The organism is Stenotrophomonas sp. 71799_Sma, assembly GCF_056482505.1.
Window position 1 is genome coordinate 1133084 of sequence record NZ_CM151202.1, and the last position, 15679, is coordinate 1148762.

Genomic DNA, 15679 nt, shown 5'->3' on the forward strand with positions numbered 1-15679 from the left:
ATCAGCCACCATTGTCGCCCACCGGCAGCGGTGCGTGCTGCTGTTTTTTCTCCTTGTGCTTGATCACCAGACGGTCAAGCTTGTCCGCAAGCAGGTCGATCGCGGCATACATGGTCTGGGCATTGGCCTCGGCGTGCAGGGTCTGGCCGGGAATGTTGAGGCTGGCGTCGACGTGGTGTTCGGTCTTCTGCAGCTTGAGGGTCACCCGCGCTTCGCAGTGCTGGTCGAAGTGTTTGCCGATCCGGGCCAGCTTCTCCTCTACATAGGACTGCAGGGCCGGGGTGACTTCGACATCTTTGCCAAACGTTTCGATGCGCATCGGGTTTCTCCTGTGTTCGGATGTGCCAATGAACCTCTCCGCCGGGCGCGGCGGCGCGTCAAGCGATTCTGACCCTTTCGTGCGAGGCGGAAATGTTCATGGCTTCACGATACTTCGCCACGGTGCGTCGCGCTACTGGAATTCCCGACGATTTGAGCAGGTCAGCCAGCTTGGCGTCAGAAAGCGGCTTGCGTGGGTTCTCGTCGTCGATCAGGCGCCGGATCATCGCCTGGATGGCCGTGCTGGACGCCTCGCCACCGCCCTCGGTATCGATGCCCGAGGCGAAGAAGGCGCGCAGCGGCAGGGTGCCGCGCGGGGTACGCACGTGCTTGCGGGCGATCGCGCGCGAGACCGTGGATTCGTGCAGGCCGAGCTCGGTGGCGATCTCGCGCAGGGTCAGTGGACGCAGCGCCTGCTCGCCGAATTCGAGGAAGCCGGCCTGCTGCAGGATCAGGCTGCGTACCACCCGCAGCAGGGTTTCGCCACGCTGCTGCAGCCCTTTCAGCAGCCAGCGCGCTTCCTGCAGCTGGGCACGCAGGTAGCCGGCATCGGCGTCGCCACAACGTCGGATCAGCTGTTCGTAGCCGCGGTGGATCACCACCTTCGGCCCGGCATGCGCGGCCAGCGCTGCGCGCCATACGCCGTTCTGCCGCCACACCACCACATCCGGCACCACGTAGGTGTCCTGCGACAGCGGTGCGATCTGCGTGCCCGGGCGCGGGTCCAGCGAGCGCAGCAGGGTGACTGCCGTCTCGACCTCGTCCAGGGGCTGTTTCAGTTCATGGGCCAGCCCGGCGACGCCGCTGCGCGGCAGCCGTTCCAGCGGGCCTGCGGCAATCTGTCGCGCCAGCACCAGGCCGGGCGTGTCACCGGCCAGCACATCCAGCTGCAGCAGCAGGCATTCGCCCAGCGTGCGTGCAGCCACACCGACCGGATCGAAACGCTGGATGCGATGCAGCACGGCGAGGATCTCGTCCTCGTCGGCGTGGATCGCCGGCAACAGGGTTTCGGCGATGCCGGCCAGCGGCTCGCGCAGGTAACCGTCGTCGTCCAGCGCATCGATCAGTGCGGCACCGATACTGCGATCACGCGAGGACAGATGCGACAGATGCAGCTGCCACAGCAGATGGTCGGCCAGTGTTTCGGTTTCGGCTACGCGCTCGGCGGCGCTGCCGGTGTCGTCGTCATCGTCGAAGCTGCCGCCGCTGCCGGCCGCGCTCCAGTCCAGTTCGGCCGGTGCCCAGTCGTCACCAGCATCGGTACGTTCTGCGGGGGCGTCACCGTCGTTGCCATCGCTGCCTTCGTTGCCGGCGCTGCTGCTGTCACTGCTGTCGGCCCAGTCCAGCAGCGGATTGCTTTCCACCGCCTGGGCGATCTCCAGCTCCAGCTCGGTGGTGGACATCTGCAGCAGCTTGATCGCCTGCTGCAACTGGGGCGTGAGCACCAGCTGCTGTCCCAACGATGTCTGCAGCCGAGTCTTCATGCCTGTGCCGAAGGGAAGGAGAGGAACCCGGCGACTGCTTCACAGCTTGAAGGAATCCCCGAGGTAGACGCGACGTACATCGGCGTTGTCCAGGATCGCTTCCGGCGAACCCTGGGCCAGCACGCTGCCCTCGGCGAGGATATACGCGCGGTCGCAGATACCCAAGGTCTCGCGCACGTTGTGGTCGGTGATCAGCACACCGATGCCACGCTGCTTGAGATGGGTGACGATGCGCTGGATCTCGCCGACGGAAATCGGGTCGACGCCGGCGAACGGTTCGTCGAGCAGGATCAGGCGCGGCTGCGCGGCCAGGGCACGGGCGATCTCGCAGCGGCGACGTTCGCCACCGGACAGGCTGGCGCCGAGCTGGTCGGCGACGTGGCCCAGCTGCAGTTCGTCGAGCAGGCTGTTCAATTCACGCTCGCGGCCAGCCGAATCCAGGCCCTCGCGCAGCTCCAGCACCAGGCGGATGTTGTCGGCCACGGTCAGCTTGCGGAACACCGACGGCTCCTGCGGCAGGTAACCCACGCCCTGCTTGGCCCGGGTATACATCGGGTCGCCGGTGATGTCCTTGCCGTCGAGCACGATGCTGCCAGCATCGGCGGCAACCAGGCCGACGATCATGTAGAAGCAGGTGGTCTTGCCGGCGCCGTTGGGGCCGAGCAGGCCGACCACTTCACCGGCGTCGAGGGTCAGCCCGAAGTCCTTGACGACTTCGCGTTGCTTGTACTTCTTGCGCAGGCCCTTGGCGACGAGCATTACTTCCTACTCCCGGCCGGCTGTGCCGGCGTGGTGGCCTTGGGCTGTGCCGCAGGTGCGGCCGGGGTCTTGTTCTTCGGCGGGATGACGGTGCGCACGCGGCTGCCGTCACCACCGGAGTTCATTTCGCCGGTGCGGGTGTTGTAGATCATGCGCTGGCCGGCATTGGTGCCGCGCGCGCTGGTGACCTTGTAGTTGCCGGTCAGGGTGATGATCTCGGTCTTGATGTCGTAGTCGATGCGATCGGCCAGCGCGTCCATCCAGGTGCCATCATCGAGCTGCTGCTTCATCTTGGCCTGCTTGCCGGTGAACACCACACGCACCGCTTCGCCGTCCTTGAGGTAGATCTCGGCCTCGGACGAGCGCAGGTCCAGCGTGCCCTGGGTGATGATCACGCCCTGCGACAGCACGGTCTTGCCGTCGCCGGTGAGCATGCCCGACTGGGCGCCGGAATCGATGTGCATGTCTTCGTTGCGGTCGGTGGACTTGGCGAAGGCGGCGCTGGGGACAAGAAGACCAAGCGCGAGTACGGCGGCAAAGGGAATCTTCATCGGGGTCCGTTCTACCGGTGGGGGCCTCCCGGGTGGACCGGGGGCGGGCGGGTGGGGCTGCCGGCCTTGCGCCTGTCCGGAGACGTCGCAGGCTGGCGGCGGAATCAGCGTTTGGGCGTGTAGCGGCCCTTGGACTGGCTGAGGAAATGATACGTGTTGTTCTTCGAATCCACTTCGAAGCCGACGCCGGACTGTTCCATGCCCGGGCGGGTCATGGTCACCAGGGCGTCGGTGCGGGCGCGGTTTTCCTTCGGGAACACGTCCAGATGATCGGTGCGGAAGGTGGTCGGCACCGTGCCCGGGCCGACCGGGCTGTCGCCGGCGACATTGCCGCGCAGCTTCATCTCGTCGCCCTTGGCGCTGAGCCAGCCGGTTTCGGCACGCAGGGTCCAGTGCCTGCCATCCTTGTCCGGCATCTCGAACAACGGCGTGGCGATGTTGATGGTCTGGTCACCGCGCTGGCGTTCCAGCAACGGCGCACGCAGCGTGGTCGATTCCTTGCCTTGCTCATCCAGGGCGACGATCTGGAAGTCGTGCAGGATGTAATCCACGCCCACTTCCTGGCCGCCACTGGCTGGCCCCTTGTCGCGGTTGCGCAGCGCCGCCCAGCTGCTCAGCAGGGCGGCCAGCAGCAGGCCGATGCCGAGCAGGGTGCGCCAGTTCACGGTCGGCAGGTTCATGCGCCGAACCTCGCCAGCACCGCATCCACATGCCCCTGCGCGGCCAGCAGGATGTCGCACAGCTCGCGCGCGGCGCCACGCCCGCCATCGGCACGGGTCTGCCAGTGCACGCGCTCGGCGATCCACGGATGGGCGTTGGCCGGCGCCACGGCCAGGCCGACCGCGCCCAGCGGCGCCAGGTCCGGCAGGTCATCGCCCATGAAGGCCACCTGTTCCAGGCCGATGCCATGCTGCGCGCACAGCGCCTGCACGCTGGCCAGCTTGTCGCCCACGGCGATCTGGGTGTCGATGCCGAGGTCGGCGCCGCGCTTGAGCGCGGACTGGCTGTTGCGCGCGGTGATCAGCACGGGGTGGATGCCGTGCTGCTGCAGCAGTTTCAGGCCCAGGCCATCCTGCACGAAGTATGCCTTGCTCTCGTTGCCGTCCTTGTCGTAGTACAGCCGACCGTCGGTGAGGGTGCCGTCCACGTCGAAGCAGGCCAGGCGGATACGGGCCGCGGCGGCATGCAGGTGGGCAGGGAAGGCGGGCAGGGGGGACCAGGGCATCAGGGCGGCAGGCTCGGTGGGTTCGGGTGGGGCAGTACAGACTGAATGGGGTCTACGGACTGTCGGTTAAACCACCCGGGCCCGCAACAGGTCATGAATGTTCAGGGCGCCGACCGCACGGCCCTGGTCATCGACCACGATCAGGCCGGTGATCTTGTGGGTCTCCATCAGCCGGGCCGCCTCCACCGCCAGCTGGTCGGCGCCGATGGTGCGTGGGTTGCGCGTCATCACATCGGCGATCTTGGCGGTGCGCACGTCCAGCGCGCTGTCCAGCGCGCGGCGCAGGTCGCCGTCGGTGAACAGGCCGATCAGCACGCCGCCGGCATCGACCACGGCGGTCATGCCCAGCCGTTTGCGGCTCATCTCCATCAGCGCTTCACTGAGACTGGCGTCGGCGCCCACGCTGGGCAGGTCGTCGCCGGTGTGCATCACGTCGGTGATGTGCAGCAGCAGGCGGCGGCCGAGGCTGCCGGCCGGGTGTGAACGGGCGAAATCGTCGGCGGTGAAGCCGCGTGCGTCGAGCAGGGCCACGGCCAGCGCGTCGCCCATCGCCAGCGAGGCGGTGGTGCTGGAGGTCGGCGCCAGCGCCAGCGGACAGGCCTCGGCCGGCACGCTCACGTCCAGGTGGATGTCGGCGGCGGTGGCCAGGCTGGACTGTGGGCGCCCGGTCATGGAAATCAGCACGTTGCCCTGGCGCTTGAGCACCGGCAGCAGCATCAGCACTTCGTCCGACTCGCCCGAATAGGACAGCGCCAGCACCACGTCGTCCTCGGTGATCATGCCGAGGTCGCCGTGGCCGGCTTCACCCGGGTGCACGTAGAACGCCGGCGTACCGGTGGACGCCAGGGTGGCGGCGATCTTGCGGGCGATGTGCCCGGACTTGCCCATGCCGGTGGCGACCACCCGGCCGCGGCTGGCCAGGATCGCCTGGCAGGCCTGCTGGAACGCCTCGCCAAGGCGGTCGGCCACGGCGTCCAGCGCCTGCCGCTCGATCTCGAAGACGCGGCGGCCGCTGGCGACCAGGCCGGCAGGGTCGACGGAACGGGGGGGCAACAGGGATTCGGCCATGCGGACGCCACGCAGCGGAAGTAGAATGGAGGCACATTTTATTAGGAAAGCCCGTTGGACGCCGACACCATCCGCAATCTGATCGAAACCGGCCTGCCCGGCGCCCGCGCCGACGTGCAGGGCGACGATGGCGTGCATTTCGAAGCGACCGTGGTCTGCGAGGCCTTCGCCGGCAAGATGCCGCTGGCCCGCCACCGCATGGTGTATGCCACGCTGGGCGACCTGATGGGCGGCGCGATCCACGCGCTGGCGCTGAAAACCGTGACCCCGGCCGAAGCCGGCTGAACCGCAGAAGATCCCGAATACATGGCCAAGATCGTTGTGACCGGCGGCGCTGCGCTGCACGGTGAAGTGAGCATCTCCGGCGCCAAGAACGCCGTCCTCCCCATTCTCTGCGCGACCCTGCTGGCCGATGCGCCGGTGGAGATCACCAACGTGCCGCACCTGCACGACGTGGTCACCACGGTGAAGCTGCTCGGCGAGCTGGGCGCCAAGGTCACCATCGACCAGGGCACGCTGTCGCGCGGCAGCGCGATCGTGGTCGACCCGCGTCCGGTCAACCAGCACGTCGCACCGTATGAGCTGGTCAAGACCATGCGCGCCTCGATCCTGGTGCTGGGCCCGCTGCTGGCCCGCTTCGGCGCCGCCGAAGTGTCGCTGCCGGGCGGCTGCGCGATCGGCTCGCGACCGGTCGACCAGCACATCAAGGGCCTGCAGGCGCTGGGCGCCGAGATCGTGGTCGAGAACGGCTTCATCAAGGCCACCGCCAAGCGGCTGAAGGGGGGCCACTTCACCTTCGACATGGTCAGCGTCACCGGCACCGAGAACGTGCTGATGGGCGCGGTGCTGGCCGAAGGCACCACCATCCTCGACAACTGCGCGATGGAACCGGAAGTGACCGATCTGGCGCACTGCCTGATCGCGCTGGGCGCGAAGATCGAAGGCCTGGGCACTGCCCGCCTGGTGATCGAAGGTGTCGAGCGCCTGTCCGGCGGCCGCCATGAAGTGCTGCCCGACCGCATCGAGACCGGCACCTTCCTGGTGGCCGCAGCGATGACCGGTGGCAAGGTCACGGTCAACCGTGCGCGCCCGAACACCATGGACGCGGTGCTGTCCAAGCTGGTCGAAGCCGGTGCGAAGATCGAGACCACCGACGACAGCATCACCCTGGACATGCAGGGCAAGCGGCCGAAGGCGGTCAACCTGACCACCGCGCCGTACCCGGCATTCCCGACCGACATGCAGGCGCAGTTCATGGCGCTCAACTGCGTGGCCGACGGCGTGGGCGTGATCAACGAAACGATCTTCGAGAACCGTTTCATGCACGTCAACGAACTGCTGCGCCTGGGCGCGGACATCCAGGTCGAAGGGCATACCGCCATCGTGCGTGGCAACGAGCACCTGAGCGGCGCGCCGGTGATGGCCACCGACCTGCGCGCCTCGGCCTCGCTGATCCTGGCCGGCCTGATGGCCAGCGGCGAGACCACCATCGACCGCATCTACCACCTTGATCGTGGCTACGAGAACATCGAAGAGAAGCTGTCTTCGCTCGGTGCCACCATCCGGCGCGTGCCATGATCCTGCGCGGCAAGTTCAGCCCGCGTCGCAAGGCGCTGCTGGCGCTGGTGCTGATCGTGCTGGCGTGGCTGGGCTATGCCTGGTACGCCAACATCGCCATCACCCAGGGCATCGAGCAGAAGGACATGGACTGGAACGGCGACGGCACGGTCTCGCGTGACGAGATCATCGAGTCGTTCTATGCGGTCGCGGTGAACGACAGTCAGGACGGCAACCGTCATTGCCGCACCTTCGTCTGGCGCAGCACCGGTGAGCAGATCCGCGTGGACTGCCGGACCGAGTTCAAGCCGGCCGAGGAACAGAAACCGGCTGAAGCGAAGAAATAAGAAAACGCCCGCGAAAGCGGGCGTTTTCTTTTCGGTAGTGCCGGCCGCTGGCCGGCAACCCCATCAACCTCGTGGAGCATCGCGAGAATGCCGGGAAGCGGCCGGCACTACCGGTTCGCGCGTCAGTTCATCGCCTTGATGGTCAGGTCCAGCGCATCGCGGCCGCTCTCACGCTGCAGCATGCGCGCCGGCACCGGGAATTCCGGCACGATCCACGCGATCAGCTCCTTGTTGCCGTCGGCGCGCGAGACCTTGGTGGCCTCGTAGCTCTTGCCGCCCACGGTGATCGATTCCTTGCCGATCACACGGTACGTCATGTTCTTGATGCGGCCTTCGTCGACCATGCGATAGGTCAGCGGCTTGCCCGCCGCCAGGTCACGGGCGATCGCCAGGTTGATCAGCAGCGCGTCCATGTCACCGGCTTTCAGCGCAATCGGGCCAGCGCGATCCGGCTTGATGTCACCGGTCCAGGTGGCCTGGTTGCTGGTCCAGTTGTAGTTGGCCTGCACGTTGCGCTTCTTCACCAGCAGCGCCGAACGGTCCTGGCTGCTGAGCGGGCGCAGCTGGCCACGCACTTCCTCGAACACCGTGCTCTGGCTGAGGTCGGCCAGCTGGTTCTTCACCTGCAGGCTGTAGCGCCACTTGTTGCTGCCTTCGCTGGCCAGGGTCATGGTGCCGTTGGCCTGCATGCCCATGTAGCTGGCCAGGTAATCGGCCTTGAACGGTTCCAGCGCCATGGCCGGCAGGCTGGCCACGGTCAGGGCAGCGGCTGCGATCCAGGTGAGGGGGCGGGTCAGGGTATTCATGCTCAGACTCCTTGGTATTCGATCAGGCGCAGATCGACACGGTCTTCGCCGTCTTCGCGTTGCAGGATGCGCACCGGGGTGGGGACACCGTTGGCGATCCAGAGAATGGTTTCGTTTCTGCCACCGTTGGTCCGGTAGACCCGCAGTGCGTTGTAGGACAGGTCGCCGACCTCGACGTTCTCGGTCTGCGGCGCGGCCTGGTAGTCGTGTTCGCGGACCTTGCCCATGTCCACGTAGCGGTAATGCATGGAGGCGCCTGGACGCGCATCGCGCATGATCGCCAGGTTGATCAGCAGCGCGCTCTGGTCGCCTGCCTGCAGCGGGATCGGCTGCGCGCGTTCCTTCTTGACGTCACCGGTCCATTGCGCGGTGCCGGCCTGCCAGTTGTAGGTGCCGACCGCCTTCTTGCCCAGGAACAGGCCCTTGCGCACCGTGCTCTGGCTGAGCGGCGCATACACGCCGCTGCGCTCCTCGAACACCGTGCTCTGTTCGATGTTCAGGCCCAGCACGCTGGCAAAGCCGCGGCGGCCGACCACCTGCATGTCCACCCGCCACTGGCTGCCGCCGGTGTGGGTGACCTGCATGCTGGCATCGCCCGCTTCCCTGCCCTTGTAGAAGGCCTGGTAGGTGGCGCTGAACGGTTGCAGCGGCGGTGGCTCCCAGGCCAGTGCCGGTGGCATCGGTACGGCCGGCGCATCGGCTGGCGGCTGCGCTGCGGGCACGGGTGCCGGCGGGGTGGCGGGCGCCTGTGCCTGGCCCCAGCCCACGCCGGGGAACACGGCAAGCGACAACAGCAATGGAGTGGACAGCAGGGTCGTGGTCTTCATGGAGGACAGGGACCGCAGGAGGGGGCAGGATGCCAGCCCCGCAGTCAGCGGGGCGTGTGCATGGGGACTACCGGTTCAGGTTCCCGGCGGAATCTAGGGCCAACGGGCTAAACAGGGGGTGACCGTCCAGTTGCGGCTGGCCCTCCCGTTCAGCCAGGCGGCCGGCGCACAACAGCTGCAGGGTGGCGATCAGCAGCGGATGCTCCACCGCCAGCACGCGCGCGGCCAGGCTGTCGGCGTCATCGCCGGGCAGCACCGGCACCCGCACCTGCGCCAGCACGGCGCCCGCATCCAGCTCGGGCACGACCAGATGCACGCTGGCACCGTGCTCGGCGTCGCCCGCCTGCAGCGCCCGTGCGTGGGTGTCCAGGCCCTTGTGCAGCGGCAGCAGCGATGGATGGATGTTGACCAGCCGGCCATTGAAGCGCTGTACGAAGGCCGCGCCGAGGATGCGCATGTAGCCGGCGCAGACGATCCAGTCCGGTTGTACTGCGGCCAGCGCATCGCCGAGCGCCTGCTCGTAGTTGGCGCGGTCGCTGAAGGACTTCGGTGCATGCGCCCAGCGCAGGTTCGGTGCGACGCGCTGCAGGGCCTCTGCGGCGGGGCGGTCGGAAAACACGCCGACCACCTCGGCGGGCAGTCGGCCGTCGGCAATGGCATCGAGGATGGCCTGCAGGTTGCTGCCGCGACCGGAGGCGAGCACGGCAATGCGGGTGGTCGCGGTCACTGCTGGGCGCTCCGGCGGATCAGCGGCCAGATCAGCAGGCTGCCGAGGGTGGCCATCAGCATGTCGGCGTGCGCGTCCCACATGTCGCCCTGCTGCCCGTTGTAGGCCTCGGCAGCATCCGGCGACAGCGCCAGCGCGATGGCCCACTCGAACCATTCGTAGACCAGGCTGGCACACATCACCGTCATCACCGCCAGGGTGAAGGCCTGGCCCAGGCGCAGCGCCGGCCACGCATGACGGGCAAGCTGCAGCAGCGCAGGAGTGAAGCAGACGCCGAACAGGAAGTGGATGAGGCGATCGAAATGGTTGCGCTGCCAATCGAAGGCCGCATTCGGCGACCAGCCGCTCAGCGTCTGCGCCCAGGCGTCGTAGGGCACGTTGGAATACAGCCAGCGCGCGGCCACGCAGTGCAGGGCGATGAAGCCGCAGATCGCGATGAAGGCACCGTTGCCCAGCCAGCCGCCGCGACGGTCGACCCACAGCAGCGCGGCCAGCCCGATCACGGTCAGGGTGCTGTGCAGGGCCTGTTCGGTAGGCCACAGCGGGTGGACCCAGCTGATTGCGAACACCGCCAGCACGGCGGCAAAGGCCAGCTTCTTGGGGCCCGAGAAACGGTGGGTGGTGGGCGAAGCGGACGTGGGGAGGGCAGGCGCGGACATGGGAAATCGATCAGGAAAGGACGGGGCGTCTGCCGGCAGGTTCAGACACTGAGGTGGTCGCCGCGGTCGAACAGCGCGGCCATGTCAGGTTTGGACAGGAACACCCAGGCATAGGCGGCCAAGGCCATGCCCAGCGGGCCGGCCAGTACGCCCAGCCACGCCGCGCGCCGGCACCAGGCCAGCCCGGTGCGATGTGACAGCTGGCGCGCGGTATACAACTGCACGAACCCCAGCACGGCCGCCAGCACGGCGATGGACGCATAGACCGTGGTCAGCATCCAGGCATCGTCCAGCCCGCGCGAGTGGGCCACCCATCCGCTGAGGCCAAGGAACGCCACTGTGGCGAACCAATGGAAGCCGGCCAACGCGTAGAACAGCACTTTCAGCGTCTGCAGATGGCTGGTCAGCTGCAGCTGCGCCAGGGTCTGATGCGGCAGCGGCGGCGGATTGCCGGAGGCGGTCATGCGGGCGTGGCGGGAAGGTCGAAGGCGGCCTTCACCTGCGGGCGCAGCAGGGTGATCAGGCTGAACACCCCCAGCACCGTGCCGACGGGGGTGAACAGGCAGGCCAGGCCGGCCGCGATCAGGCACAGCAGGTAGCGGCGTCTCTGGGCCAGGCAGCGGCCGGCATAGGCGACGAACGCGCCCAGGGTGACGCCACCGAATACGGCGACGCAACCGATGAGGGTGAACATCCAGCCGAACAGGCGCTGTTCGGCCGGCGACGACGGCTGGCCGCCGGAATTCATCGGCAGGTTGCCGGTGAGCGCGGTGATGCCCAGCACGATGTGGATGATGAAGATCAGCGAGAACAGCACGATCAGGCCGCCGACCACGTAGTGCGCGATGGCCAGCATGCGCAGGTGGTCGGCATCCTGCGCGTTGAACACCGGTACCGTCGCCAGCGGCGGCGGCACGGGGTCGGGCGACAAGGGGGGCGTTGCGTCCATGCGGGCTCCTGGGTTGTCGGGATCAGGCGATGTGGACGCGCTCGGCGCCTTCGGCGGTGACCACCTGGCCGATGGTCCAGTGCTCCAGGCCCTGCGCCTTGACCGCATCGGATACCGCGGCCACCTGGTCTGGCGCCACGATCAGCACGAAGCCGATACCGCAGTTGAAGGTGCGCCACATCTCGCTGTCGGCGACCGCGCCTTCCTTCTGCAGCCACTGGAACACCGGCGGCAGGGTCCAGGCCGAGGCCTGGATGTCCAGGCCGAGGCCGTCGGGCACCACGCGGATGATGTTCTCGGTCAGGCCGCCACCGGTGATGTGGGCCATGCCGTGGATGGCCGCGCCGTGCGACTTCAGCAGCGACAGGATCGGCTTCACGTACAGGCGGGTCGGCGCCATCAGCGCATCGACCAGCTTCACGCCGCCTTCCAGCTCCAGCTCGGCCGGGCGGCCGGCGCGGTCGTAGATGCGGCGCACCAGCGAGTAGCCGTTGGAATGCGGGCCGGACGAAGCGATGCCGATCAGCACGTCGCCGGCAGCCACGCTGGCGCCATCCTTCAGCTCGCTCTTCTCGACCGCGGCGACGGTGAAGCCGGCCAGGTCGTACTCGCCCGGGGCATACATGTCGGGCATTTCAGCGGTTTCGCCGCCGATCAGCGCGCAGCCGGCCTCGGTGCAGCCGTTGGCGATGCCGCCCACGACCGCCGCGGCGGTGTCGATGTCCAGCTTGCCGGTGGCGAAGTAGTCCAGGAAGAACAGCGGCTCGGCACCCTGCACCAGCACGTCGTTCACGCACATGGCGACCAGATCGATGCCGATCGTATCGTGGCGGTTCAGCTGGTGGGCCAGTTTCAGCTTGGTGCCCACGCCGTCGGTACCCGACACCAGCACCGGCTCGCGGTACTTGTTGGACAGGTCGAACAGGGCGCCGAAGCCGCCCAGGCCGCCCATCACTTCCGGGCGGAAGCTGCGCTTGACCAGGGGCTTGATCCGCTCGACCAGTTCGTTGCCGGCGTCGATGTCGACACCCGCGTCACGGTAGGTGAGGGGGGAGGGGGCGGAAGACGGGGTGTTGGTCACGGGCGTCGGCGCTGGCAGGGGTTGAACGGGCGATTTTAACAGGCCGCATTGGCGCAAAGGCCGTATTCGGGCAACAATTCCCCCGGATACGTCGAGCCAATGGATGTCCTGATGCGCCGCAGCCTGATTCTGACCCTGCTCCTTGCGCTGAGCCTGCCGGTGGCCACGATGGCCCAGAGCGGCCTGCGCACCGAGGGTGATGTTGCCACCGCCACTGGCGCGTACGAGGCCGAAGTGCCCGTCAACAGCCAGGCCGAAGCCGACCGCAACGGTGCGCTGGCCCGCGCCTTGAGCGTTGTACTGGGCAAGTTGTCCGGCGATCGCAGCGTGATGTCGCGCCCTGGCGTGGCGCAGGCGCTGCGCAATGCCAAGGATTACGTGGCCAGCTACGACTACAAGCAGGACCAGAGCGTGAGCGCCAGTGGCGCCCCCAGCTTCCGTACCCTGCTGGTGGCCCGCTTCCGCGAGGACGATGTCGATTCGCTGGTGTCGGCGCTGGGCCTGCCGCTGTGGCCGCAGCCGCGACCGAAGCCGGTGCTGTGGCTGGCCGTCGATGACGGCAGCGGTCCGCGCCTGGTCAGCGTGCAGCAGGCCAACGCCGCCCGCCCGTTGCTGAACCGCGCCATCGAGCGCGGCTACAAGCTGGGCCTGCCCAGCGGTGGTGCCGCCGAACAGGCGCTGGCCGGTGCCATCTGGCGCCAGGACAGTGCCGCCGTGGCCCGTGCCTCTTCGCGCTACTCGCCGCCGATGCAGCTGATCGGCAAGCTGTACCGCGCCAACGGCGGCTGGCAGGCGGACTGGGTGTTCGTCGACAACGGCCGTGAGCTGAACAAGTGGACCAGCAAGGACGCCAACGCCATGCGCGCGATGGCCGCCGGTGCCGATGGTGCCGCCGATGCGCTGGTCAAGCGCTATGCCAAGGCCGGCGCGGCCGTCGGCCAGGCCGGCACCTATCGGGTGGTGGTCACCGGCATCAGCAGTGCCGACGACTACCTGCGCCTGGCTGCCGGCCTGCGTGAGGTGCCGGTGGTGCGCAACGTCACCCCGCTGCACGCTTCGGCCGGCCAGCTGGAGCTGAGCCTGGAGATGACCACCGGCCTGGCCGGCTTCAACCGCATGCTGGGCGACAACGGCGTGCTGGTGCCGAGCGCACCGCTGCCGGCCCTGCCGACGCCGATCGACGACACCACCGGTGCCCCGGTCGCTGCGCCGGTCAGCAACGAGTACCGCCTGCGATGAACCTGACCCCGGAAGCGGAAATCGCGCAGTTCCTGCGCCGCCTGAAGTACATCCTGTTCGCCGGCCTGATCGGCTGGGTGGTGTGGTTGCTGGCGCCGATCCTGACCCCGTTCGTGCTGGCGCTGGCGCTGGCCTGGCTGGGCGATCCGCTGGTGGACCGCATCGAGGCCACCGGCCGTTCGCGCATGACCGGCGTGGTGCTGGTGTTCGCGGCGATGGTGCTGGTGATCGTGGCGCTGCTGCTGGTGCTGGTGCCGATGATCGAGCGCCAGATCACCACCCTGATTGCGGTCGCGCCGCAGGCACAGGCGTGGCTGATGGAAAAGGGCATTCCCTGGTTCGAGCAGAAGACCGGCCTGGAAGTGATGCAGTGGCTGGACCCGGACCGCCTGATCGAATGGGTGCGCAGCCACTGGCAGCAGGCCGGCGGCTTCGCCACCACGTTCATGGGCTACGTCTCGCGTTCGGGCTTTGCGATGGTGACCTGGGTGGTCAACATCCTGCTGCTGCCGATCCTGGCGTTCTACTTCCTGCGTGACTGGGACAAGCTGGTCGAGCGCGTGGCGTCGGTGATTCCGCGCAACCAGATCGGCACCATCAGCGCATTGGCGCGTGAGTCCAACGAGGTGCTGGGCGCCTTCATCCGCGGTCAGTTCCTGGTGATGCTGGCGCTGGGCGTGATCTATGCCGGCGGCCTGTCGCTGGTCGGCCTCAAGCTGGGTCTGCTGATCGGCCTGATTGCCGGCCTGATCAGCTTCATTCCCTACCTGGGCGCGACCACCGGCATCCTGATGGCGGTGGTCGCCGCACTGGTGCAGGCACAGGGCTTCGACCTGAAGCTGCTGATCCTGGTCGGCGTGGTGTTCACCGTGGGCCAGCTGCTGGAAAGCTACGTGCTGACCCCGCGGATTGTCGGCGACAAGATCGGCCTGCACCCGGTGGCAGTGATCTTCGCGGTGATGGCCGGCGGCCAGCTGTTCGGCTTCCTCGGCATGCTGCTGGCGCTGCCGGTGGCAGCAGTGACCAACGTGCTGCTGCGCTACGCGCACCAGCGTTATCGCCAGAGCGAGCTGTACGTGGGTGAGAAGCCGGCGATCGTGCTTGATGGCGTGGTCGATGCCCCCCATATCATCATTCCGAACGACAAGGGCCCCGACCTGAAGTGATGGGTGTGCCGCAACTGCCGCTGGCCCTGCATTACCCGCGGGACCAGCGCCTGGAGACCTTCATCGGCGCGCCGGACGGCGCGCTGGCGCAGCTGCGCGCGATCGCGGTGGGTGCCAGCCACGATTGGGTTTATCTGGAAGGTGCGGCGGGCACGGGCAAGACCCACCAGGCACTGGCGATGTGCTCCAGCGCCGAGCAGGCCGGGCGACTGCCGACCTACGTACCGCTGGCCAGCGCCGCCGGCCGCGTACGCGCGGCGTTGGATGGGCTGGAGGCGCGCGAGCTGGTGGCGCTGGACGGCCTGGACGAGGTGGCCGGCAACCGCGAGGACGAGATCGCGCTGTTTGATTTCCACAACCGCGCGCGCGCTGCGGGCGTGACCGTGCTGTACACGGCGCAGAAGGCGCCGGAAGAACTGGGCCTGGTACTGCCCGATCTGCGTTCGCGGCTGGGCCAGTGCGTGCGTGTGCTGCTGCAGCCGCTGGATGAGGAAGGACGGGCAGCGGTGCTGCGTGAGCGCGCGCTGCGGCGTGGGCTGGCGATCGACGAGGCCTCGATCGAGTGGTTGCTGTCGCACACCGGTCGCGAGCTGGGTGGATTGATCACGCTGCTGGACTGGCTGGACCGGGAGTCGCTGGCGGCGAAGCGGCGGATCACCGTGCCGTTCCTGCGCCAGGTGCTGGAAGAAGGCCGGCCGCGTTACTGAGGGTGGGGTTTGCTTTGCAGGGCTGCGCCCTGCACCCGCCGTAGTGCCGGCCGCTGGCCGGCAACAGCAAGAGCTGAAGCAACAGCAGAAGCTGGCTTCCTGAGGGGAGGCGGGGTGGCTCAGGTTGCGGGGGACGGCGCAAGTACGTCCATGTAGCCTCGGTCGCGCCATCCATGGCGCTCACGCCCCCGCAACCTGAGCCACCCCGC

General features: G+C 67.8%; 20 protein-coding genes. 6 read left to right on the forward strand and 14 right to left on the reverse strand.

The window, feature by feature from the left end; genetic code table 11:
• Position 1 precedes the first annotated feature (1 nt).
• From hpf to ACZK4Z_RS05345, 7 genes are all read right to left on the reverse strand, one after another.
• Positions 2-319: a ribosome hibernation-promoting factor, HPF/YfiA family gene (gene hpf, locus ACZK4Z_RS05315; RefSeq protein ID WP_004147311.1), complete on the reverse strand. Its 318-nt coding sequence runs from the start codon at positions 317-319 to the stop codon at positions 2-4.
• 58 nt (positions 320-377) lie between these two features.
• A complete protein-coding gene (locus ACZK4Z_RS05320; protein WP_125894152.1) occupies positions 378-1802 on the reverse strand; it encodes an RNA polymerase factor sigma-54 in 1425 nt (474 codons plus the stop codon).
• 39 nt (positions 1803-1841) lie between these two features.
• Positions 1842-2561, reverse strand: coding sequence for an LPS export ABC transporter ATP-binding protein (gene lptB, locus ACZK4Z_RS05325; RefSeq protein ID WP_049400688.1), 720 nt, complete (start codon positions 2559-2561; stop codon positions 1842-1844).
• On the reverse strand, positions 2561-3112 hold the full coding sequence (gene lptA, locus ACZK4Z_RS05330; protein WP_049462882.1) for a lipopolysaccharide transport periplasmic protein LptA: 552 nt from the start codon (positions 3110-3112) through the stop codon (positions 2561-2563). Before lptA ends, lptB begins: the two co-directional genes overlap by 1 nt.
• A gap of 104 nt (positions 3113-3216) precedes the next feature.
• Complete coding sequence (lptC, locus tag ACZK4Z_RS05335) at positions 3217-3792, reverse strand: LPS export ABC transporter periplasmic protein LptC (RefSeq protein WP_071228064.1); 576 nt, start codon at positions 3790-3792, stop codon at positions 3217-3219.
• Positions 3789-4337: a KdsC family phosphatase gene (locus tag ACZK4Z_RS05340; protein ID WP_049398160.1), complete on the reverse strand. Its 549-nt coding sequence runs from the start codon at positions 4335-4337 to the stop codon at positions 3789-3791. Before ACZK4Z_RS05340 ends, lptC begins: the two co-directional genes overlap by 4 nt.
• 66 nt (positions 4338-4403) lie before the next feature.
• Positions 4404-5405 (reverse strand): KpsF/GutQ family sugar-phosphate isomerase, encoded by a 1002-nt coding sequence (locus tag ACZK4Z_RS05345; protein ID WP_032130370.1) that lies wholly within the window; start codon positions 5403-5405, stop codon positions 4404-4406.
• Positions 5406-5459: 54 nt separating this feature from the next.
• On the opposite strand from ACZK4Z_RS05345, the gene ACZK4Z_RS05350 reads away from it, so the two are divergent.
• From ACZK4Z_RS05350 to ACZK4Z_RS05360, 3 genes are read left to right on the forward strand one after another with little or no spacing between them, the layout of a single operon-like run.
• Positions 5460-5690: a BolA family protein gene (locus ACZK4Z_RS05350; RefSeq protein WP_005408396.1), complete on the forward strand. Its 231-nt coding sequence runs from the start codon at positions 5460-5462 to the stop codon at positions 5688-5690.
• A 21-nt stretch (positions 5691-5711) separates the two neighbouring features.
• Complete coding sequence (gene murA, locus ACZK4Z_RS05355; protein ID WP_125894155.1) at positions 5712-6983, forward strand: UDP-N-acetylglucosamine 1-carboxyvinyltransferase; 1272 nt, start codon at positions 5712-5714, stop codon at positions 6981-6983.
• Positions 6980-7309 (forward strand): hypothetical protein, encoded by a 330-nt coding sequence (locus ACZK4Z_RS05360; protein ID WP_032130368.1) that lies wholly within the window; start codon positions 6980-6982, stop codon positions 7307-7309. The genes murA and ACZK4Z_RS05360 overlap by 4 nt, the downstream gene beginning before the upstream one ends.
• A gap of 122 nt (positions 7310-7431) precedes the next feature.
• On the opposite strand, the gene ACZK4Z_RS05365 is transcribed toward ACZK4Z_RS05360, so the two are convergent.
• The 7 genes from ACZK4Z_RS05365 to purM form a co-directional block, all read right to left on the reverse strand.
• Complete coding sequence (locus ACZK4Z_RS05365) at positions 7432-8115, reverse strand: DUF3108 domain-containing protein (RefSeq protein ID WP_010483632.1); 684 nt, start codon at positions 8113-8115, stop codon at positions 7432-7434.
• 2 nt (positions 8116-8117) lie between these two features.
• A complete protein-coding gene (locus ACZK4Z_RS05370; RefSeq protein ID WP_125894157.1) occupies positions 8118-8942 on the reverse strand; it encodes a DUF3108 domain-containing protein in 825 nt (274 codons plus the stop codon).
• 67 nt (positions 8943-9009) lie between these two features.
• Positions 9010-9669: a phosphoribosylglycinamide formyltransferase gene (gene purN, locus ACZK4Z_RS05375; protein WP_125894159.1), complete on the reverse strand. Its 660-nt coding sequence runs from the start codon at positions 9667-9669 to the stop codon at positions 9010-9012.
• The gene (locus tag ACZK4Z_RS05380; RefSeq protein WP_125894161.1) at positions 9666-10328 is read right to left on the reverse strand and encodes a DUF2238 domain-containing protein; all 663 of its coding nucleotides are present in this window, start codon (positions 10326-10328) and stop codon (positions 9666-9668) included. Before ACZK4Z_RS05380 ends, purN begins: the two co-directional genes overlap by 4 nt.
• A gap of 41 nt (positions 10329-10369) precedes the next feature.
• Entirely contained in the window at positions 10370-10792 is a 423-nt protein-coding gene (locus ACZK4Z_RS05385; protein ID WP_032130364.1) for a hypothetical protein, read from the reverse strand.
• A complete protein-coding gene (locus tag ACZK4Z_RS05390) occupies positions 10789-11277 on the reverse strand; it encodes a hypothetical protein (RefSeq protein WP_125894163.1) in 489 nt (162 codons plus the stop codon). The genes ACZK4Z_RS05385 and ACZK4Z_RS05390 overlap by 4 nt, the downstream gene beginning before the upstream one ends.
• Before the next feature lie 22 nt (positions 11278-11299).
• Positions 11300-12358, reverse strand: coding sequence for a phosphoribosylformylglycinamidine cyclo-ligase (gene purM, locus ACZK4Z_RS05395; RefSeq protein WP_125894165.1), 1059 nt, complete (start codon positions 12356-12358; stop codon positions 11300-11302).
• Between the two features lie 99 nt (positions 12359-12457).
• Here purM and ACZK4Z_RS05400 point away from each other — a divergent pair, with 99 nt between their 5' ends.
• The 3 genes from ACZK4Z_RS05400 to hda are packed head-to-tail and all read left to right on the forward strand — an operon-like array spanning position 12458 to position 15470.
• On the forward strand, positions 12458-13597 hold the full coding sequence (locus ACZK4Z_RS05400; protein ID WP_125894167.1) for a DUF2066 domain-containing protein: 1140 nt from the start codon (positions 12458-12460) through the stop codon (positions 13595-13597).
• Complete coding sequence (locus tag ACZK4Z_RS05405) at positions 13594-14763, forward strand: AI-2E family transporter (protein WP_032130360.1); 1170 nt, start codon at positions 13594-13596, stop codon at positions 14761-14763. Before ACZK4Z_RS05400 ends, ACZK4Z_RS05405 begins: the two co-directional genes overlap by 4 nt.
• Entirely contained in the window at positions 14763-15470 is a 708-nt protein-coding gene (hda, locus tag ACZK4Z_RS05410) for a DnaA regulatory inactivator Hda (protein ID WP_032130359.1), read from the forward strand. Before ACZK4Z_RS05405 ends, hda begins: the two co-directional genes overlap by 1 nt.
• The last annotated feature ends 209 nt before the right edge of the window (positions 15471-15679 follow it).